The following is a 19,450-nucleotide window of genomic DNA, read 5'->3' as shown; positions in this document are numbered from 1 at the left end:
AGTGGACCACCACGTACCGGTAACAGGTACGTGAACCGGCCGCAAACGGAGCTCACGATCGCGATCTCCCTCGCCGAAGGTACACCGTCCCGCCGCAGAAGACCTGTACCTGCTCCCGGGCGGTCTTCCCGGACGACCACCAGACGGTTCGCTGCGGCATCGTCGATGTGATGGCTGCACTCGGGGCCTGGCGAGTGTGGACCGGGAGCGCAGCCGCGTGCGGTTCATACGACCATCGCGAGCGCCGCGAGGTCCTAGGGCAGCGATTAAGTTACTCCACGAGACGGACTGTGTCGCCATCTCGATGGATCCGGTCGAACTTTGAGAGATACGCGATCCGGTCATGAACTTCATCGGTATCCGGCTCTAGTTCGGCGGCCAGTTCGTCGACGGTCATCGGCTCGTCAAGTGCCTGGAGGACTTCGAGCCCCCGGTAGTACCTATTCGTGAGCTCGTGGACGCGGCCCTCGATCGGTGTGGTCACCCCGTACCGCTCCTCGAGTTCGACCAGGGCCTCGTTCGCGAACGTGGCGAACTGGTCGTCACCCAGGCGTTCGATCTGGGCTTCGAATTCATCTCGGACGATGTCGTAATCGAGGCCGGTCTGCACGAGCATATTCATGTCCTCGGTGTCGTCGTCCCGGCCTGCGATCAGTTTGAACAGGAAGATATCCTCGTTGCTGACCAGCCGGACCGTCAGTCGATCCGTATCGAGGAACGGCTCGCTACGCTCTTGCATGCCGTCGGTGAGCACGAGCTTGTTCGCGACCTGCTGGTTGAAGATATCGAGGCGACACCCATCGTCGTTCTCGACGCAACTCGTCGCCCCCAGCGCTCGGTAATCTGGATCCAACGATTGGATCTCCGCATACCCGAGGTCCATCAGGACGGACCACAGCTGACCGTACGCGTCGCTATCCGGGACGACCAGGTCGATATCTTTCGTCGCTCCCTTGAGGTCGCGCAGTGACATCGCACCACCACCAATCAGGTAGACCGTAAGCGGGGCTGTGAGCCCATCCGCGATGCGCTGGAACTCGTTCTCGATGTACTCGCGTCCGAATGTAGGTCTCATTGTGGGAGTTGCACCTCGTAGTCAGCCGCCAGCTCCTGGAACTCGTCCCACTCCGGGAGCCGGTCATCGTCGACTTCGCCGTGCGTCTCAAGGTAGCGGAGCAAGGCGTCGATTTCGTCTTCGAGGTCATACTTTGCCGCCTGCTCTCTGAGGCCCTCTTCGTCGACGTCGACGTGGCTGAGCAGGAGGAGACAGTACGAACGGTGGCGGGTATCGTCGTCGATCAGCAGCGTGTGACAGCAGAGATCCGCCGGCGAGATTTCCTCTACATCCTCGGAGTAAAAGTAGTAGCGGCGGCCAGTAAGCAGGAACTGGAGGTCGAAGGTCGCGAATCTAGCGAGGCCGGTTTCGTGGAACCCCGCCGCGTCGATCTCCGTCTCCGCCTGGCCGAGGAATTCACCGTAGTCCTCCCAGAGAATCGTGCCCTTCGGGGCGACGGATTCGAGGCGTTGGCGGTGAAGATGGTGTGCGAGTTCACGTGCGAACTCGTGGAGGCGATCGAAGTCGGCGTTGAAGTCATAGCGGCCGTCGTCCGTCCCGACGAGACCACGGTCCCGAAACCGCTTGAGGACTCGGTTGACCGTGTTGCGGTAGTTGTCGCTCCTGTCGGCGATCTCGGAGACCGTCCGCGGCTGGTCGAAGTAGTACAGCACCTCGAGTGCCTTGCCGGTCAGCAGTTCGGGGAAGTCGATGTGGGAGTGCTGGCGGACGAGGTCCTGATAGAGTTCGACGGCACGAGCATCCGACGGGATGACTCGTTTTCGCCGCCCGTCGCGTTCCGTGTAGATGAGTCCCTTCTCGACGAGGTCGCCGACGGCACGAGAGAGGTAGCTCTCGCTGTGGTCGAGCTTCGTCGCGAGCTCAGAGATCGTGTCGCCGCGGTCGACGGTGGCGAGAACCTCAAGCTCAATGCGCCGGAGCACAGTGTAACATAGTACGAAACTTGTATATAAATGAGTTTCGAGTAATGTTACAGTCAGCAGGCATCGAAGTCGGTCCTATCGTCTTACCCAACAACACTTTGGATTAGCGGGCTGTGTTGGTTAAAACGAAAGCAACCGATGTCCTACGAACTCCCGACCCCACCGGCGGGCCTCCCGGCGGAGATCGTCAATACGCTCAACGAGTCGACTCCGGAGCGTCTTCGCCATATTGCCAACTACGCCGAAGAACTGGCCGAACACAAGGCACGCGAGGCCCGTCTCGAGGAGAGTTCGGACAAAGATGAGGTCGAAGAAGAACCCGATGATCTTCCCGACGACGTTCCCTCGAAAGCGACGATCACAATCAAGGAGATCAACGACAATCGCTACTACTGGCAGTGGCGGGAGGGAGATAGCATCAAGTCCCAATATAAGGGGCCAGTCAATCCAGACGGCTGAACCTCCTCGAGGCACTATTTACACTACTGCTCTACCGCTGTAACTCCGCTAGTGTTTTGATTCAACGGTGCCTGTTGCCTCTTCGATAACTCGGTACAGTCAGTATGAGCAGTTGCCTGAAATCCACCACGGATCGGAAGTTAATACATAAATCCGACAACCGTGTACTCCTACTCTATATGCAATTCTGTGACGAGTGTGGCTCGATAATGCACACGGAGGGTGACACGTGGGTGTGTCGCTCCTGTGAGAACGAGGTGCCGCGGGAATCGCAAGCAGAAGCGGCGATGACGACTCAGGATGGACAGCGAGACGACGAAACACCCGCCGTGGCCGACGCGACCCAGGACTCCACCGAGACGATGCAGGAGCCCTGTCCGGCGGACGACTGCGGCAGCGACCGGGCCTACTACGAGATGATGCCGAAGCCGGGCGGCTCCTACGAGGTTCGGCTGTTCACCTGCGTCGAGTGCGGCCACAAGTGGCGTGAGTCCTGACGGCGCATCTCGCGAACCCCGCCGCTTAAATATACACAGACTGTCACATCAGACTTTCAACTCCCGGGCCTCGTGTCTAGAGTGCTTGCGGGGTCGGAGGACGACCAAGACAGCCTCGGCCTTTCTGAGGCCACCAGGGCCTCGGCTGTGTCACTGAGCGTCGAGCCCGGTTGAACAGGTTCTTTGTTACGGTCGCCCCGCTCGCCGCTGCCGCCCTCCGGTGAGCGAAGCTCACCGACGTGCCGCTCGTTACGCTCGCGGAACCTCCGCGTCGCTCGCGACCGATCATACCGGGCTGCCTGCCTGCGGTAGCGGGCGGGCTGCCGGGCTAAAATGCATGTTCCCTCGCGCTGGACGCTCGCTCCGGAAGAGCGAGCTCTTTCGTGCTCTCATTCGCTTCGCTCACGAGAACTCCGCTACGCGCACAGCTACCACCGACAGCAGCGCTTGGTCACTCGGCGTGTTCGTCGGCCCAGGGGCGCAAGATGGCGGTCACGGCCTCGTTCATCGGGACGTCGACACCTACGTTGTCAGCATGACGAATCACCGATCCGTTGAGAGCGTCGAGTTCGAGACGCTTGCCGTGAGTGAGGTCGTAGTGAAGTGACGAGTGCATGTCTGCGTCGAGATCCTGCGCAAACGCAAGCCACTCCGAGACCGTGTCGTCGGGCAAGTCCACTCCGATCGCGTTCGCCACGGCGACGACTTCCTCCATAATACGACGATACATCGCCCACGTCGCTGGCGTCTCCCGGATGGGACCGAGCGGCTTGCGCGTCACTGCGGTCATCCCAGAGTGGGCGCAGATGAACGCGAACTTCCGCCAGAGCTCTATCCGAATATCGTCGGACAACACCCCCTCGATCCCGTCGCACTCCGAGAGGGCGTGGTGGAGTCGCTCGATGCGATCCGTCCGTGACCCGTCCAGTTCACCGTAGACGAAGCGTGCCGGCCCGCCAGTATGGGCAACGACGCCCGGTGACTCGATCGTCGAGAAGATGTACGCGACGCCACCGATGACGTGGTCTTCACCTACCTCTTCGGCGATCCACCGTTCGTTGTCGACGCCGTTTTGAAACGAGACGACGGCGGTCTCGGGGCCGACGAGGGGATCGAGGTCGGCCGCGGCGTCGCGCGTGTCGTAGGATTTCACCGTGAAGAGGACGTAGTCGACCGTGCCGATGTCGGCGGGGTCATCCGTTGCGGGAAGGTCCACGGTCGTGTCGCCGGCGATGCTTTCCACGCGGAGTCCGTCGGACTGGATCGCCGCGAGATGGTCGCCGCGAGCGACAAGCTGTACCTCATGGCCGGCGTCGGCGAGTCGTGCGCCGAGATACGCACCGACCCCGCCGGCGCCGAAGATTGCCACCTTCATCAGTATCCGTTCGGACCGCAGCCACTGACATCCTTCCACGGCTTTAGCCGTGGGGTTCCCCCACTGAGGGTTGAGTCCACGGAAACGGAGAGGTTCGCAGGTTCGTCGCCATGTTGGACGATGACCTGCGTTTCGGGCAGTGCCAGTACAGCCCCCGCCTCGGACAGCGGTTTCGAGAACTTGCCCAAGGCTCGTTTGCCGATATTCAACGCACCATTCTTATCCGCGTTGTCGTCAAGCCCACACTCGGGACACTCGAAGCGCCCCTGTGTCTCACGGATGCCCTCGCAGGCACACCGATTGCACGTTTTCGACGTGTTGTACTCCTCAACCAATTGTACGTCTATACCTGCACCGTGGGCCTTGTACTCGATGTAGTTCAACAGGCGGGCGAACGGCATTTTGTGGGTCTTGTCGTTGACGTACCGTCCCTTGTCGTTGTCTTTGGGAATCCCACCGAGATCGCCCACGACGATGACCGCGTTCCGTTCTTCAGCGTCCTCCACAATCTGTCGTGCAATCTTGTGGAGGCGGTCGTCCACTTTCCGCGCTTCCGCATCACCGATGTGCGCGACGACCTGCTGTCCTTGTCGGGGTTTGGCCTTCCCGATAGATTTTCGCAACTGCTTGTAGTGTTCGCGGATACGACGGACTTCCTCGCCGTAGAAGGTGGTCTTGCGATCCGAGAGGAACGCGCAGGTGGCGACCCACCGTGCGCCCATGTCGATCGCCAGCACGTCGTCGTACTCGTCTTGGACGGTCACAGACCGCTTGACGACGAGGTGGACGTACCAGTCACCGTCACGACGCACCAGTTCGCTGTCCCGAATATCGCCCTCACGGACGAGGGGTTCGTCCTTCTGTGGAACGTGGGCAGGACACCAGATGGAGTTGCCTCGTCCTTGTTCTGGGTCGTAGACGGGGACTTTCACCCACCACGACGAGAGAACCGTGTCCTCGTCGTGGGCCACGTCGAACACGTCATTACGGAGGACGACAGGTTGTTCGGTGTCGGGGTTCGGGTCTTTCTGTCGCTGGACTTTCGATGCCTGTTGGTCGGTCGCAGAGTACAGGTCAGCGGCTCCGCCGTGAACCTCAGTCTGGAACGCTTCGTACTCACGGGCGAGCAGGTCAGCCTTCCTGTTGGTAAGCGAGTGGAGTTTGACCCGCACCGTGGTCGAGACGATCCGTTGCATGACTATTCACCCGCTTGTGCATCGATGTACTCCTCAATGATCTCGCTGGACACGTCGCCCGCGCTTGAAACGAAGTACGAGCGCGTCCACAGCGAGGGAAGCCCGAAATCGAACTCGTCGCGGAGGTGGCGCGAGGAGTAGCCCTTGACCTGTTGCATGATCTTGTTCGGGGCGAGCGTTGGGTCGCCCGTGATGAACAAGTGTACATGGTCGGAGCGAATCGTCAACTCCACGATCTCGAGATCAAGCTCGTCGGCTTTCTCCTCTATGAGTTCTTCGAGACGGTCGCGCACCTCGCCCTCGAGTACCGATTTGCGGTACTTCGGACACCAGATGAAGTGGTACTGGAGTTTGTGAACGCTGGTACGTTCCCTGTCGAACCCACGAGGCATCGTCAGTATATAGAAACCATTCATCTAAAGATGTTACGAAAGAATTCAACCCCAGGCGTGGCTGCGAACGAGAGTCCCCTTCCCAATTGTCGGCTTCATCCCACGGCTAAAGCCGTGGGCTTTCACCTTGTTACCAATGTAAGAACTTCACTCGAACGGAGAGGCGCGGTCGACACCGTCGTAGTTCTTCTCGATTCATTCGAGACAGTCAACTTGGTCGGTAGAACTGCACCGATTCGTTGAGGAGTCGCAGGTCCATACGAACAGTCTCACAAGTAGTGTTTCCACAGGGACGAATTCGAGCACCACCCTACACCATCCGGCACGTCGCCACCGTGGTCAGGAGGTCTGCGGTGGCTGTTCGAGAATCTCGAAAATTTCGCGGGCACGATATTCCTTGTTCCGTCCCTTCCCGGTCACTTCCTCGAGGACTCCTTCGTCGACGAGGTCGTTGATTACTCGCGACGCCGTCGGTTGCTTGACGTCGAAGAGCCGTTGAACTGTCTTGCTCGTGACGTAGGGCTGTTCGAAGAGCTTCAATGCGAGTTGGTTCTTCGTGTACGACTTTCCCCCGTAATCGGCGTCGTACTGACGCCTGAGATGGGCTAGCGAGAGTGTTCGGTCGACGGATTCGTGGGCCTGCCGAGCGACGCCCTGGATAAAGAACGATAGCCACGCTTCCCAATCGCCATCGTATCGAACGGCCTCCAACCGGTCGATGTACGTCGGCTTGTTTCGATTGAAGTATTCACTAAGGTAGAGATTTGGGCGTTCGAGATAGCCAGCGTCGTACAACTGGAGCGTGATGAGGAGTCGGCCGAGACGACCGTTCCCGTCGCCATACGGGTGGATGGTCTCGAATTGGTAATGGAAGAGCGCGACGTCTACGAGCGGGTGGTAGCTCCCGCCAGTTCTGTGGTAGGTGAATAATGCATCCATCAGGCCGTCGACCTGGCCTGGAATGGGTGTGAGGAAGTCACCGATATGGTTCGGTTTCGTCTTGTACGCGCCGAGAGTATCGGTATCCACGCGGTCGCCTGGAACACCCGTGAGAAGCGTCTCGTGGAATTCGTGTAGCCGTTCGACGGTCAGGTCTTCGCCCCGGTCGAGCGCCTCGAGACCATCCTCGATAGCGTCCTCGTAGTTGAGGACTTCTTGCGTGTCCTTCGTTTGGTCCGTCATATCACCCCCGCGTGGTCACGTTTCGTCACTCCGGCGTCGACGTTCCGTTCCACTGTGCCACGACCCAGTCCGGTCGTTCGACGGTCGTCTCACTGACGTCGGTATAAGCGAACGACCGCGTGACAGTCGCTGGACCGGTCTCCCCGGTTCTGAGGTAGGACGCGTTCATCGACCGGACTAGTCCGGTGGGTTCGACTACTGCACGAATATTCACGTTCCGGATTCGCTCCATCTCGGGATGGGTGGAGTAGTTCCCCCGAATGACGAAGGCGGGTCGGCCGTCGACTGTCGTCTTCGAAACGACAGCGTCGCCGACTTGGAGGAACTGACGACTCAGGCGGACAGTCCGTGACTCCGGCGGTCGGGTGTTGTCCAGCCGATCATACCGCGTGATACCGGCGTACGCTGTCCGCACGTAGATCGAAGGGCCGCTCGCGTACTGGGTGACGTTCCCATCGTTTCCGCCGAGCACGTCGTGGCTGTAGTACCGCGTCGGCGTTTCGACGCGGATGAGTCGCGTGTGGAGGGTCTCGTCTACACGGAGTCGCACCCGGAGCGTGTACGATTGCGTCCCGAGAAGCGACTGGTGGGCGTCCAGCAATGCGTCGGCGTCCCTGATGCCGCTGTCGGTCACGCCGGGCGGCAGCGGGACCGGTGTCTCGGTCACTTCGGGCACCGGCACGGGCGTCAGCGTCTCGGTCGGCGCGTCTTCATTTAAACCCGTATCGCCGTCAAGAACCGACCCACACCCCGCGAGAACGACGATGGAGACGATACTCGCAAGACGCCAGTTCATATTCTCTCTTAGGATTACCCGATAATAGCGTTGTGGCCTGTGTGCACACTTGACACGATCTGGGACTCAGTGGACCGCGCAGCGGAGGCAACCGCCCGTCGACGAACTTGGTGGATGGGGGAGCTCCAATAGCATAGGGCCGTACTTAGCGGGTCCAGCGCCGTCGTCGACGATCTCGCGGGCGATGGGTCAAGCCTCTTTTTAATGTATTCTCATCATAATACTGTCATAGAACGCTTCGCACGCTCCGTCTATCCAAGTCTCGTCAGGACTCGTGTGCAAGACATAGAGGCTAAGTTCAGCATGACTCCCGTTCATTTCGCGTTTCTATGACGGGATCAGCGATATACTGAGCCTGCATGCATCTCATCTTTTGGTGCGGCCGAACCTGTTGATACGCTCATTGAAGTGTAGAGTTTCGGCTCTGTTGAAATCCTAGTCTTCAGACACTGAACCCTCTGCATCAGCCGGTGGATGGAGACTGCAGATTGGTCAACAACTCCGTCCGTTTCTTGCTATCATCGCTTATACCGGAACATACGGATTCCGGGCTCCGACAATTTTTGAGCGCTATCGTCATACTGCTCAGCCTAATAATTGGTTTCCCGAGGATTTCAACAGAGTCCGTATAAATGATGTGCCCCTCATTCTCCGCATCATCTTGTTTCCTGGCTTCCTTCTGCGTTTGAGCGCTCGTAATCATTTGACAACATCGTGTACCAGTTGGAACGGGATTGCTCGAAAGATATGAAAATTGTCTAGTTCCCCATTCCAAACAGAATCTAATATATTCGAATATTTATATTTACCGATATTTCAATCTGCGCTCGGAGTTCGTATCGACGGAATTCTTATTGAAGCGAAGGCATTGAATCGTTGATGAGCATAGATCCGACAACAGTCTATTTTCCCGGAACTCGCCGGAAGTATCTCGACCAGAGCGAATGAGATCGGTAAAAAGCCAATTATTGAGGGAATTCGTGTGCGCCGGGAGCAGTGTGCTAATTGGAATGCCGATCGTTCAATAGCACTATCGCCTCTCCGATCGTAACAGGATATAGCCCCATCTCATCTGTTGTAGGCTGAATCCTATACTCGCACCTGAGATGTCGCTTGATAGCAATGGAGGCTCAAATAGTAAAGAAGAAATATAATATAGAGCATTGATAAGATGAGCAAATAGAGAGAGAAGTTATTTCCTTTCCGTTCGGTCCAGTCTGTGGCCATGTTTGGTTCCTTTCAACCACGTACAAAATTTGGCCGTGTGGTGAACAATTCCATATATACTGATTTTTCTCTGCCGAGAGTGGAATTGCTTCCGGAGGAAAGGCACGGTCTCAGTTATTCTGAAAATACGGGTGCCGCCTCTCATGTCGCTGTGTTTCGATTTTGGCAGGTGATATCTTAACACGCCTTGTCACGGGATAGATTACAGTTTTATGCTTGTAATTACATACGATCAAATATTCCTGGATGGGTGTCCAGCATAAGTGGAGGTGTCTGTAGAACTCCATCAGATGACTCGTCCATTCATTCTGCGATATTCTGCCGTTGAGCCGATACGAACGGGATTTGCCACGAAAGTGACGACAGAATCTTCCGGATAACTGGACTGGCCGGCACTCCCTCTCCAAAGCCATATTCTGTGAGGAACAACTTGGACCGATTGAAGAATCAAATATTGACCCGCTTATTCTGAAGAGCATCGACGATCTGGCCGCTGCAAACTCGTTCCGGGGTGGCAACTGCATCCGCTCTGGGACCCGTACAGTTCTACGCTAGTCCGGCGAATACCCTTCCGAAACGTTCCATTAACTCCAGCTCAACGCTGCCGGCTCTCGATTCCATCAACGGGGATAGTCGCGTCAATTCGCAACAGTGTCCGCCCGTCTCTCGTAGTGATGGCGTGATCAGTCTCGATCTGTTCGTACTCGGGGCCGGCGATACCGGTATCGATCGCAACGTCAGGATCATCGGGAACGGATGCGGGAGGGGCGGCCCACTCGCGCGTGATCGCAGCTGTATCGTCGCTAGCAACCCTGTGGCGATCCGCTTCGGTGTCCGAGGGAACAGTTGAGTCGACCACAGATCCGGAGCGCTCGGCGACGAGTCCTGTGGGGCCGCCGAGAACGCCCGTGGCGAGCCACGTCGTACCCGGCTCGTGCTCACCGCACAGGGTCGGTACGACGGTCCGAGGGAAGAGGAGATTCGTGTTCGGCGGCAGAGACTCGATCGTGCCTTCGCGGGTCTCATCGAGCGCGCGGAGAAGACTATCACCAGAAGGGGTCGCGGCGGCCCCAGTCACGTCGGTAGCTGCGCTCAGGTAACCGTCCGCTGGGACTGGAAATCCGCCCTCGACGCTGGTCAGCGCACGATCCGCCTCGATGCGGTGGAGGCGGACGTGCCACGGTGACGCCGGTGCGAGCCAGCTGTCGACCGTGACGTCATCCCACGGTTTCCACCGCGAGTAGACGACGCCGTCGCGGGCATCCCGATCGACGATCCGGCGACGCCGTCGGAACCGTTCACCATCGTGACTCAGGAGGAGTGTACTGTCAGGCGCGGCGCCGGTCCGGCTATTCCCATCGGAGACGTTGGTCCCGAACCGGGTGGAATAGGCGAACTTGTTGTACTTCTCCGGGTCGCCCGAGGCTGTGCCGGCACACAGCGCGCACACCTGTTCGCCGTCGGGCTGGAGTACCATCCCCGGTGGTCGTTGGGTGACGGTATCTGTCGGCCGGTCAGGTGTCTGCTCTTCGGCTTGCCAGAACGGATGGTCGTCGGGGAGCGCCAACGGGAGGAAGAACTTCATCGCCCAGTACGGCGAAGACGGCGAGTTGTACGACTCGGTCATTTTCAGCGTCGGATACGCGTAGCCAAGGGAGAGTACCCCATCAGCAGTGAAGATAGGCCGCTGGGCCCACCAGCGCAGGTGCTCGAGCCACCGCCCTTTCAATTCGCCCCACGGGAACGCCTCGACGCCCGCAAAGGCGAGCGCCCCCCAGAACGCGCCCTGTGCGAACCGATAGGTGAGGCTCCGACCGTAGGGAAGCGCGCCGCCGTCGGCGGCGAACCACCGATCGAACTCGTCGGCGAAGGCACGGGCGCGATCACGGATCCGATCAGCCCGTTCCGGGTCGCGGTCCTCGGCCAGCGTCGCATACAACAGCCCGTCGGTGTGCAGCTCCCACGCGGTGTAGTAGTCACAGCGCCCCTCGGGACCGTCGCCGTACCAGCCGTCCGCGAGGGCGAACGATTCTAACCGGTCGAGGTCTTCGCGTACCTGCGCGTCGTCCTGATCTGCACCGACCGCCCGGAGTCCCTCGTTCGCGAGCACGCGGAAGAACAGCCAGTTGCTGTCCGGCACGTCCACGTCGTTGATCCCACGGAGCCAATCGGCGACAGCCGCCTGTGTGTCGTCATCGAGCGGTCGCCAGAGGTCGTCAGTCGCCAGGGCGAGTGCGACGCCGATCGGTGCCATCTCCACAGCTGTCTGCGAGTAGTCGGTCACTGCACCCCAGTACTCCTCGTGTTCGGGGTCGGTCCCGTTTGCCAGACCTGCACGGTAGCGTTCCCAGGGGTCGAAGTCGCCCCCACCTGCCGCGAGCGGTGCCGCGCCCCACAGCGGCCGCGCGAACCCCTCCAGTTCCGCCTCCACGGTCGGGAAATGCGCCCCCGAGACGCCCGGCCGGACTCTGGCACCGCCCGGACTCACGTGGGCTTCCAACGGTGCGAGCAACGATCTGACCGCGTCCTGCAGGTCGCGACGGGTCGCCAGCGAATTGTCGTCAAGTGGATCCATCGCCTCGCGATTTGTCCGAGGGAGTGATAAAGCCGTGGGAGAGTTCCCGGACCGGCGCGTACGTTTCCGCAAGCGACGAATTCGGCGCGATACAACGAACGAACTGGTTCGATAGTATAGAACGACTGGACTGGGCCGGGTTTTCACGGGTCAGGCGCATCGGAAGAACAACTAGCCCGGAACGAACTCGTCCAGGCAAAGAGTCGAAGCGAGGGGGCGGCGTGGTCGTCGGACCGCACGGCTACCAGTATCTTCGCCACTGCTCGGTCGCGCGCACCAGTCCCTCGACGTAGAAGTAATCACCCCAGATACAGCATTCATCGTAGTCACCGTCGCCGCGTTGGTACGCGGCGTCAGTGAGCAGGCCGTTCGACTGCTCGTGGTCGGCCGCGTAGTGCGCGCCCAGCGAGTCCAGCGTCGCCAGGGCCGCGTTGCGATACCAGTCCGCTCGGTTATCAGCGACTGGGAGCACAGTTGCGAGCTGGACGAGGCCACAGGCCGCGATAGCGGCAGCCGACGTATCACGCACTTCGTCGTCGTCAGGGACATCGAAGTCCCACCGAGGGACGTGGTCCGATTCCACCCGGTGGAGGTAGTAGTTGGCGAGCTTCGCGGCGATGTCGGCGTACGCCGGTTCGTTCGCGTACTCGGCCGCGAGCGCGTATCCGTAGATCGCCCAGGCCTGACCGCGCGCCCAACAGGAGTCGTCGGCGTACCCCTGGTGCGTCTCCTCGCCCAACGGTTCGCCCGACTCCACGTCACACTTGAACGTGTGGAACGTCGAACCGTCGGGCCGGACGACGTGTTCGGCATTCGTCCGGGCGTGGGTCTCGGCGATGGCAGCGTACGCGTCGTCTCCCGTCGTCTCGCTGGCCCAGAACAGCAGCGGGAGGTTCATCATCGTGTCGACGATCATTCTGCCGCGAAACCAGTCGTTCTCCCCCGGACCGTCGGGGTCGCCCCACGCCTGGATCAGTCCTGGGGCGTCCCAGAACCGGTCGGTCAGGTAGTCCGCGGAGGTGACTGCCATCTTCCGGTACCGCTCGTTCCCCGTAATCTCGTATCCGGCGACGGCTGAGAGGGTATAGAGGAATCCGAGGTCGTGGGTCTTCACGTTGCCCTCCTCGAGGCGTCGGCCGAACGTTCGCAGCTGCGTCTCGGCCGCGTCGCGGAACCGCTCTCGCCCGGTCACCTCGTGGGCGAGCCAGCACTGGCCGGTCCAAAATGAGGCTGTCCACCCATCGGTGTTGTCCGTCGGTTGGTAGACGAGGTCATCACTAGAGGGCCCTGGGAATCGGTCGTAAAACTGGTCGACATTCTCGTCGATCCGGTCGGTGGCGTCGGATAGCCTCGTCTGCAGGTCGGACCGATCGACCGCCGCGCGCTCCATGTACCGTTCGGGGACACCCTCGTCGGTCACAACCCCCGCAAGCGCCGATGGTGCTCGTGGCATTACTTGCCCGATGTACTCCACCCGTCATAAACCCGTCGGGGGGCTGAACCGGCAATTGCCGTGCTTCCCGGTGGGCACCAACATCGATCGAAACACCGATCGTGAACTCCGCGCTTACCCATCCGGACCCCGGCGTCCCAGGAGAAATGGGGACCAGAGGTTCACCCGATCGGCCCGATAAGGGGCGCGGCGTCACCGTCGATTGACTCGGGTAGCTGCCAGTATCGCCCTGCGAAGTCGCTGACGTAGAGGCGTGATGGGCTAGACGAGTCAGGGTCGCCGTCCGCCCAGAAAGCGCGGAACGGTTCCGAGCCATCCTGCGGACAGCGCACGTACGTATGATTTTGCTCGCTGTCCGACGTGATCTGACGGTCGAGCGTCCAGTCGATACCGCACTCGCTCTGCCAGAGCGCTATGTCGCCGCCGGTCCGATAGACACTGGGCCCGGGCTCGGTCGGTCCAACGACAGACCAGGTGTCGTCCTCGACTGAGAGGCTGCCGGAATCGTAGTTATGGTTCGATGTCGTGACAGTGGTCGTCCGCCACTCGCTCCCCGTCCAGCGAGTGAGTCGCCATCTCCGGGGGTCGTTTCGCGGCCCCGGCTCCGGGCCACCGCTGGTAACGTACAGCACTGCCGGCCGTCCGGCTTCGTCAACGGCGAGGTCATTGAGATACACTAGTCGGTCAGAGTCGTGATATTTGACGGCGAGCGCATCGTTATCCGGCTCCTCGAGGGGTGTGTCGATCAGGGTGCCATCGACTGTCTGCCATGTTTCCCCGTCGCGCGTCATGACGACGTAGAGGTTCGTCCGGCGGTCCACGTCGCCGTCGGGATGCCAGTTGAACGCGGTACATACGGCGCCGTCCCACTCGTCGCTCACTTGATAGTGACCGCCGATTCCAGCGAGTTTTGACGGGTCAGTTTCTCGTCCGTTCCGCGTCGTCTCCCAGAACAGCTCCCGATTTCCGTCCTCGTCGTATCTGGTGAACAGGAGGACGTACCGATCGTCGACCCAGCGCGGTTGTGGATATGCGAAGTGCTCTCGCTGTGTGATCAGCTCGAACGAGTCGGCGCGATACGGCTCGACACTCCGGTAGACCCGACCCGGTCGGATCCGTGAACGCCCGGCGACAAAGACCGTGATATGTCCGTCATCGTCCAGCGAGATCGACGCGTTATCGTGGGGATCGACGACGCTGTCGCTGTCGTACTGTGGATCGGGTTCTGGTTTCGTATCGACCACGGTGGGACGAGAGACCTCATGACTTTCGTGATCGTAGGCGCCGACCATAACGAGGAGGTCGCGTTCATCGGGTCTCGTCCCCCCGTACGTGAAGAATGTCCGACTGACTGCAGGCGCATAGATCGCCATCGGATCGTGTTTCATAGTGTACGTTCCGAGACCGCCGCTGTATTTGTCCCCGTATGGGCCGTCATACTGGCCCAGCTTGAACCAGATACCCCAGTATCCGTCCAGTCGCTGGTTTCGAATTCGACTGTCTCTCTCCGACGTATCCATCAGCTGTAGAGATGGAGGAAAACCCAATAAATCTCGGGGTCGTGCGTATTTGAGCGTTACAGTGAAGCGGACGGAGTTTTCGGCACCGATGCCAGAGATCAGCCGACTCAGCGCGCAGAGTGACTGGATCGAAGTCGGAATGCGATCGAACGGGGCTTCCGAGAACCGAAGCGACGGACCTCCCCGTTCTCGAGTTGCTTCAGCCACGCCGAACCAGGAACAGCCGAACCACAGCTGCAAACTTTCGCTCGATGGCACATCGCCACGAACGAACCATGATCTACCATACCACCCCAATGTTTATGTATAATTGTCTTCGATGGATGTACTATGTCGAGGCAGACTGACAGCCAGACTCGCGTAACCAGGCGTAGCCTCCTCGCAGCGACGGCTGCGGGCGCGGCACTCACTGCCGGATGTTCCAACAACGACGGCGACGGTGGGGACGGTGGTGGCGGCGACGGCGGCGGTGGTGGCGGCGGTGACGGTGGCGGCGGTGACGGCGGTGGTGGAGGCGTCAACGTCGTCGACAAGACCTGGAAGGACGTGACAAATATCGAACCAGAGCAGTGGAACATGAACTACTGGAATCCCACCAACAACGCGGCGACTGACTGGGGTGGGAATCCGATGTACGACCGGTTCATGCGGAAGGTGATCCACGAGACCGACGAGCCGTACTTCGAGTGGCGGATCGTCTCCGACATGGAGTGGCAGGACGACAACGGGACGCTCGTGCTGAAGATCGACAACGGGCACGTGTGGCACGACGGCGACCCGGTGACCGCACGGGACGTCGCGACGCAGTTGCGCATCGGGAAGTACGACAACAGCGTGCTCTGGGACTTCATCAACGAGCTCACGGTCGAAGACGACGCCACGCTCGAAATCGACGTCGGCGAGGTCTCGCCGCCGATCCTGGAGGACATCATCGCCGAGCAGCGCCTGTACGCCAAACACTCCGTGTTCAAGTCGTGGCTCGAAGACCTCCGGAACGCCGGAAGCTCCGAGGAGGAAGACGAGATCGTCGCGGAGCTACTCGACTACAGCATCTCACCCACCAGCGACGAGGCCGTCGGGAACGGCCCGTTCATGATCGGTGACGTAACCGCAGAGCGGGTTCGGTACGACCGCTGGGACCAGTACCCGTGGGCCGAGAACGTCAACTTCGCCCACCAGACGTACCGGACGATCCTCGAAAAGAGTGGGGTCGTCCAGTCGCTCAACTCGGGCGACCTGTCCGGTCATCACTTCACGTACTTCACGGACGAGACCCGGGGGACGCTCCCCGATGAGATCAAGTACGTGAAGGTGCCGGACAACGGCGGCTACGCGATGGACTACAACTCCGACTCGGAGCACCTCGGTGATCCGCGGGTGCACCGAGCGATCGCCCACCTGATCGACCGGCAAGCCATCGTCGAGAACATCACGGCCAACTTCGTGACGCCGTATCCCTCCGGCCTCGCCAGCGACCTGGGAATGGTCGAGCAGGTCGCCGGCGACTACATGGACTCGTTCGACCAGTACAGTCCGGAGTCCACAGACGAGGAGGCCGCCGCGGAGGAGCTCCGGGCCGCGGGCTACGAGAAGGACGGCGACCAGTGGGTCGACGAGGACGGCAACCAGCTCACCGCCGACGTCCTCTCCGCATCCTGGGGGACCATATCGACGATAGCGGAGACGATCAACACACAGCTCACGCGGGCGGGTATCGCCTCCGAGCTGCAGATCATCGAGCCGGGGACGTTCTTCCAGCGGTTCGAGGACGGCGACTACGACCTGCGTGTCGCCTGGTGGGGTGGCGGCGCCGAGCAGACCTCCCCCTGGTTCTCCCTGCGCGTGCCGTTCACCCAGACGCACCAGCGCGAAGAACTCGCGTTCCCGGAGACGACCGAGATCGCGTGGCCGCCGGACTCCCAGGACGAGACCCAGGAGATCAACGTCCAGGATGCGGTCGCTGAACTCGGGTCGACTACCGACGCCGATCTGTCGGACGAACTGGCGCTGCAACTGGCGTGGACCTGGAACCAGCAGCTTCCGAAGCTTCCGCTGACCGAGCGCTGGACGACGCCGTACGTGAACACGGGCGAGTGGGAGACGCCCGAAGACCAGGACCAAAGCACCCGCGCCCTCGAAACCGACGAGCCCCTGGCCTACCTCTTGACCGTCGGCGAGTGGTGGCCCCGCGCCGGCCTGCTCCAGGCCCCCGAGTAACGAATCAGTCCGGCCCCTACTCGGATCGTCCGCAGACTGTTATTCCGCCGTTTTCTCAGGCTATCACAGCGTCCGGTAGCGGTTCGACGACCGCGAACTCGCTCGTGAGACGAGGGGTGCGAGCCCGTAGACGACGGTGAGGGAGAGACCGGTCTTCCGGAGCAATTCGACGACGGACCACGCTCAGTTCCGGCACCGGTAGAGCACGTATCCCGTCGAGAGCAGCAAGCCCGTCGCCAGTACGAGGTTGACCTGTGTGATGATGCTGGCCGCGGGCGAGAGCCGGTCGAGGTTCGCCAGCGTGAACAGCGTCAGCAGGAGAATCAGGAGCGCGATACCGAACAGCGCGACCACCGCGTTCTCGAACGCACACAGGAGGTCCCAGAAGCGCTGGCGGCCAGTGCGTGACATACGCTCTCCAACGGCCCCGGGTCAAGAAAAGGATTGGGTCGGGTACCGGTGCGGGGTGACCGCTCTACCGGCGAGCGGGAACCCTCAGCCCTACTGGCCGACCGTTACGTTGCTGCTGGTAGACTCCTCGCCTTCGTCGACGGCGGCGGCCTCGCTACCGCTCTCGGCGTGTTTCGCCCTGATCTTGGGGTTGAAGATCCGGTCGAAGCCCTGCGAGAGGAGGATCAGGCCGAACGAGATGAGTACGATCGCGACGAGCGGGACGATGATGTAGTACATCAGGTCCAGCCGATACAGGGCCGAGGAGTTGTACGCGTTGTTGAGGATGACGCCCCAGTTGAGGTTCGTGTACGGGAGCACGCCCAGGAAGTACAGCCCCACGGAGCTGAATATCACGTTCCGCGCGGAGTTGACGAAGTTGATCAGGATGTACGGCATCAGGTTCGGGATGACCTCCTTCACGAGGATGGCGGGCGTCGAGATGCCCATGATCCGCGACGCCTCCACGTAGGAGTCGTCTCGGAGCGTCAGAACCTGTGAGCGCAGCGACCGCGCCAGGCCGGCCCAGACGTGGCTCGAGAGGATGATCCCGACGAGAGCCGGATTACGCGGCTCGATGACCGCCGCGATCACGATGATCAGTGCGAGCCCCGGAATTGCGATCATGGTGTCGGCCGCCATCATCAGGATCCTGTCGAAGGTCCCTCCCTTGTAGCCGGCGACGGTCCCGACGACCGTGGCGATGACCGTCGAGAAGACGGACCCGGCGGCGATCATGATGATCATCGCGGGCGTGGAGTGGACGATGAGCCCCAACAGGTCTTGCCCGGTGTCGGTCGTCCCCAGCGGATACTGCATGTTCTGGAACGGCAGGATCCACCGCTCCGCCTGATTCGTGTACGGGACCTCGGTCAGCAGTACCCCGACGGTGCCCATCAGGAGATACAGAAGCAGGATGAGCATCCCGACCCGGGAACGCCAGTCGTTCCACAGGACCAGAAACGGCGCTCGGGCGTACTCGTCGTAGTACCGGCGATACCGGTCCCAGCGCGTCTCCTTGGTCCCCGCGACCTCGGCCAGGTCGAGGTCCTCGAGACGTGCGTTCCCTCCGTCGGTTCGAAGTTCCTCAGTAGGTCTCACGTGAATCACCCGTTTCGGCACGCGGATCGATGTAGCTGTACGTCACGTCGGCGATGAATATGGTCGTTACGACCGCGATGGTGATGAGAATGAACCCGCCCATCATCAGCGGGTAGTCTCGCGCGTTGATCGACTCGTAGATGTAATAGCCCAGACCGGGGTAGTTGAAAATCTGTTCGAGGATGATCGACCCGCCGAAGATGCCCCCGATGGCGATCATCAGGTTCGTGTACAGCGGGAGGATGGCGTTCGGCGTCACGTACTTGACGACGATGTCGCGCTCCGGGATCCCCGCCAACCGCGCGACCCGCAAGTAGTCTTCGCCGAGGACGCTGATGCTGTTGCCGCGCATCCCGAGCGCCCAACCGCCGAACGCGGTCAGCGTGATCGATGCGATCGGTAACAGGCCGTGGCGGAGCGCGCTCAGGAGGAACTCGAGGCTCCACTCCACGTTGAGGTTGGAGTCGAACCGCCCGCCGGTGGGGAACCACCCGAGCCGGTACGCGAAGATCATCAACAGCACGATGGCCACGAGGTAGTACGGGACCGAGGTCAGGAACGTCGAGACCAGGGTCGATCCGCTGTCGAGCCGAGTCCCCTCGCGGTACGCCATGACCGCGCCCGTCAGAATCCCGATGGTAAACGACAGGACCAGCGAGACGCTCATGACGAACAGCGTCCAGGGAAGCGCGTTGATGAGTATGTCGGCGACCGGATCGTCGTACCACGTCGAGGTCCCCAAGTTACCGGTGAGGATCTTGCCCATGTATTCGACGTACGCGATGTGGACCGGTTGATCGGGGTTGACCTGCGTGTACGTCGCCGCGAGCTCCCTGGCACGGGCCGTCGAGAGCCCCTGTTGCTGCAGGTTGGCTATCATGTAATCCATCGGCCCACCCGGCATGTACCGGATGAGGAAAAACGAGAACGTGATCACGGCGAACACCGTGAACACTGACATACCGAGTCGCTTTACGTAGTAGTTCTGGATCATGCGCTGAAGTTGCGTGTG

At 60.6% G+C, this 19,450-nt stretch carries 15 protein-coding genes and 1 pseudogene; 3 read left to right on the top strand and 13 right to left on the bottom strand.

The genetic code is table 11. From position 1 onward, the window contains the following. Positions 1-271 precede the first annotated feature (271 nt). Both ACMGFH_RS22355 and ACMGFH_RS22350 read right to left on the bottom strand, forming a co-directional pair. Positions 272-1,075 carry a DUF6036 family nucleotidyltransferase gene (locus tag ACMGFH_RS22355; RefSeq protein WP_415383342.1) on the bottom strand — a complete coding sequence of 268 codons (804 nt, stop codon included), beginning with the start codon at positions 1,073-1,075 and terminating at the stop codon, positions 272-274. After that, positions 1,072-1,998 (bottom strand): MarR family transcriptional regulator, encoded by a 927-nt coding sequence (locus ACMGFH_RS22350; RefSeq protein ID WP_415383340.1) that lies wholly within the window; start codon positions 1,996-1,998, stop codon positions 1,072-1,074. Before ACMGFH_RS22350 ends, ACMGFH_RS22355 begins: the two co-directional genes overlap by 4 nt. A gap of 138 nt (positions 1,999-2,136) precedes the next feature. On the opposite strand from ACMGFH_RS22350, the gene ACMGFH_RS22345 reads away from it, so the two are divergent. After that, the gene (locus ACMGFH_RS22345; RefSeq protein ID WP_415383338.1) at positions 2,137-2,457 is read left to right on the top strand and encodes a hypothetical protein; all 321 of its coding nucleotides are present in this window, start codon (positions 2,137-2,139) and stop codon (positions 2,455-2,457) included. Between the two features lie 179 nt (positions 2,458-2,636). Then, a complete protein-coding gene (locus ACMGFH_RS22340) occupies positions 2,637-2,954 on the top strand; it encodes an RPA12/RPB9/RPC11 RNA polymerase family protein (protein WP_415383337.1) in 318 nt (105 codons plus the stop codon). 451 nt (positions 2,955-3,405) lie between these two features. Here ACMGFH_RS22340 and ACMGFH_RS22335 read toward each other — a convergent pair whose 3' ends face one another. The 8 genes and pseudogenes from ACMGFH_RS22335 to ACMGFH_RS22300 form a co-directional block, all read right to left on the bottom strand. Beyond that, positions 3,406-4,329 carry a 2-dehydropantoate 2-reductase gene (locus tag ACMGFH_RS22335; protein ID WP_415383336.1) on the bottom strand — a complete coding sequence of 308 codons (924 nt, stop codon included), beginning with the start codon at positions 4,327-4,329 and terminating at the stop codon, positions 3,406-3,408. Further along, complete coding sequence (locus ACMGFH_RS22330) at positions 4,329-5,525, bottom strand: RNA-guided endonuclease InsQ/TnpB family protein (protein WP_415383335.1); 1,197 nt, start codon at positions 5,523-5,525, stop codon at positions 4,329-4,331. The genes ACMGFH_RS22335 and ACMGFH_RS22330 overlap by 1 nt, the downstream gene beginning before the upstream one ends. A 2-nt stretch (positions 5,526-5,527) precedes the next feature. Beyond that, complete coding sequence (gene tnpA / locus ACMGFH_RS22325) at positions 5,528-5,917, bottom strand: IS200/IS605 family transposase (RefSeq protein WP_415383334.1); 390 nt, start codon at positions 5,915-5,917, stop codon at positions 5,528-5,530. A gap of 339 nt (positions 5,918-6,256) precedes the next feature. Then, a pseudogene (locus ACMGFH_RS22320) lies at positions 6,257-7,090 on the bottom strand (Fic family protein); the annotation flags it as partial. Between the two features lie 34 nt (positions 7,091-7,124). Beyond that, positions 7,125-7,895 (bottom strand): hypothetical protein, encoded by a 771-nt coding sequence (locus ACMGFH_RS22315; protein WP_415383333.1) that lies wholly within the window; start codon positions 7,893-7,895, stop codon positions 7,125-7,127. Between the two features lie 1,822 nt (positions 7,896-9,717). Then, positions 9,718-11,769 carry a DUF2264 domain-containing protein gene (locus ACMGFH_RS22310; protein WP_415383332.1) on the bottom strand — a complete coding sequence of 684 codons (2,052 nt, stop codon included), beginning with the start codon at positions 11,767-11,769 and terminating at the stop codon, positions 9,718-9,720. A 169-nt stretch (positions 11,770-11,938) separates the two neighbouring features. Next, entirely contained in the window at positions 11,939-13,150 is a 1,212-nt protein-coding gene (locus ACMGFH_RS22305; protein ID WP_415383331.1) for a glycoside hydrolase family 88 protein, read from the bottom strand. A gap of 161 nt (positions 13,151-13,311) precedes the next feature. Continuing rightward, on the bottom strand, positions 13,312-14,670 hold the full coding sequence (locus ACMGFH_RS22300) for a BNR-4 repeat-containing protein (protein ID WP_415383329.1): 1,359 nt from the start codon (positions 14,668-14,670) through the stop codon (positions 13,312-13,314). 330 nt (positions 14,671-15,000) lie between these two features. Here ACMGFH_RS22300 and ACMGFH_RS22295 point away from each other — a divergent pair, with 330 nt between their 5' ends. Then, positions 15,001-16,887 carry an ABC transporter substrate-binding protein gene (locus ACMGFH_RS22295; protein ID WP_415383328.1) on the top strand — a complete coding sequence of 629 codons (1,887 nt, stop codon included), beginning with the start codon at positions 15,001-15,003 and terminating at the stop codon, positions 16,885-16,887. Positions 16,888-17,070: 183 nt separating this feature from the next. Here the strand turns inward: ACMGFH_RS22295 and ACMGFH_RS22290 are convergent, their stop codons facing one another. The 3 genes from ACMGFH_RS22290 to ACMGFH_RS22280 all read right to left on the bottom strand — a co-directional run bounded on the left by ACMGFH_RS22290 (position 17,071) and on the right by ACMGFH_RS22280 (position 19,399). Then, on the bottom strand, positions 17,071-17,298 hold the full coding sequence (locus tag ACMGFH_RS22290; RefSeq protein ID WP_415383327.1) for a hypothetical protein: 228 nt from the start codon (positions 17,296-17,298) through the stop codon (positions 17,071-17,073). A 90-nt stretch (positions 17,299-17,388) separates the two neighbouring features. Next, complete coding sequence (locus ACMGFH_RS22285) at positions 17,389-18,438, bottom strand: ABC transporter permease (RefSeq protein ID WP_415383326.1); 1,050 nt, start codon at positions 18,436-18,438, stop codon at positions 17,389-17,391. Then, positions 18,425-19,399: an ABC transporter permease gene (locus ACMGFH_RS22280; RefSeq protein WP_415383325.1), complete on the bottom strand. Its 975-nt coding sequence runs from the start codon at positions 19,397-19,399 to the stop codon at positions 18,425-18,427. The genes ACMGFH_RS22285 and ACMGFH_RS22280 overlap by 14 nt, the downstream gene beginning before the upstream one ends. Between the last annotated feature and the right edge of the window lie 51 nt (positions 19,400-19,450).

This window comes from Halosimplex rarum (genome assembly GCF_047715405.1).
GTDB classification, from domain to species: Archaea; Halobacteriota; Halobacteria; order Halobacteriales; family Haloarculaceae; genus Halosimplex; species Halosimplex rarum.
The sequence above is the reverse complement of the archived record's forward strand: the minus strand, read 5'-3'. Positions and strand labels throughout refer to the sequence as shown.

Coding starts and splice junctions, on each gene's coding strand:
- ACMGFH_RS22355 (WP_415383342.1), bottom strand. CDS start 1,075: ATGAGACCTACATTCGGACGCGAGTACATCGAGAACGAGTTCCAGCGC.
- ACMGFH_RS22345 (WP_415383338.1), top strand. CDS start 2,137: ATGTCCTACGAACTCCCGACCCCACCGGCGGGCCTCCCGGCGGAGATC.
- ACMGFH_RS22340 (WP_415383337.1), top strand. CDS start 2,637: ATGCAATTCTGTGACGAGTGTGGCTCGATAATGCACACGGAGGGTGAC.
- ACMGFH_RS22335 (WP_415383336.1), bottom strand. CDS start 4,329: ATGAAGGTGGCAATCTTCGGCGCCGGCGGGGTCGGTGCGTATCTCGGC.
- ACMGFH_RS22330 (WP_415383335.1), bottom strand. CDS start 5,525: ATGCAACGGATCGTCTCGACCACGGTGCGGGTCAAACTCCACTCGCTT.
- tnpA (WP_415383334.1), bottom strand. CDS start 5,917: ATGCCTCGTGGGTTCGACAGGGAACGTACCAGCGTTCACAAACTCCAG.
- ACMGFH_RS22315 (WP_415383333.1), bottom strand. CDS start 7,895: ATGAACTGGCGTCTTGCGAGTATCGTCTCCATCGTCGTTCTCGCGGGG.
- ACMGFH_RS22305 (WP_415383331.1), bottom strand. CDS start 13,150: ATGCCACGAGCACCATCGGCGCTTGCGGGGGTTGTGACCGACGAGGGT.
- ACMGFH_RS22300 (WP_415383329.1), bottom strand. CDS start 14,670: ATGGATACGTCGGAGAGAGACAGTCGAATTCGAAACCAGCGACTGGAC.
- ACMGFH_RS22295 (WP_415383328.1), top strand. CDS start 15,001: ATGTCGAGGCAGACTGACAGCCAGACTCGCGTAACCAGGCGTAGCCTC.
- ACMGFH_RS22290 (WP_415383327.1), bottom strand. CDS start 17,298: ATGTCACGCACTGGCCGCCAGCGCTTCTGGGACCTCCTGTGTGCGTTC.
- ACMGFH_RS22280 (WP_415383325.1), bottom strand. CDS start 19,399: ATGTCAGTGTTCACGGTGTTCGCCGTGATCACGTTCTCGTTTTTCCTC.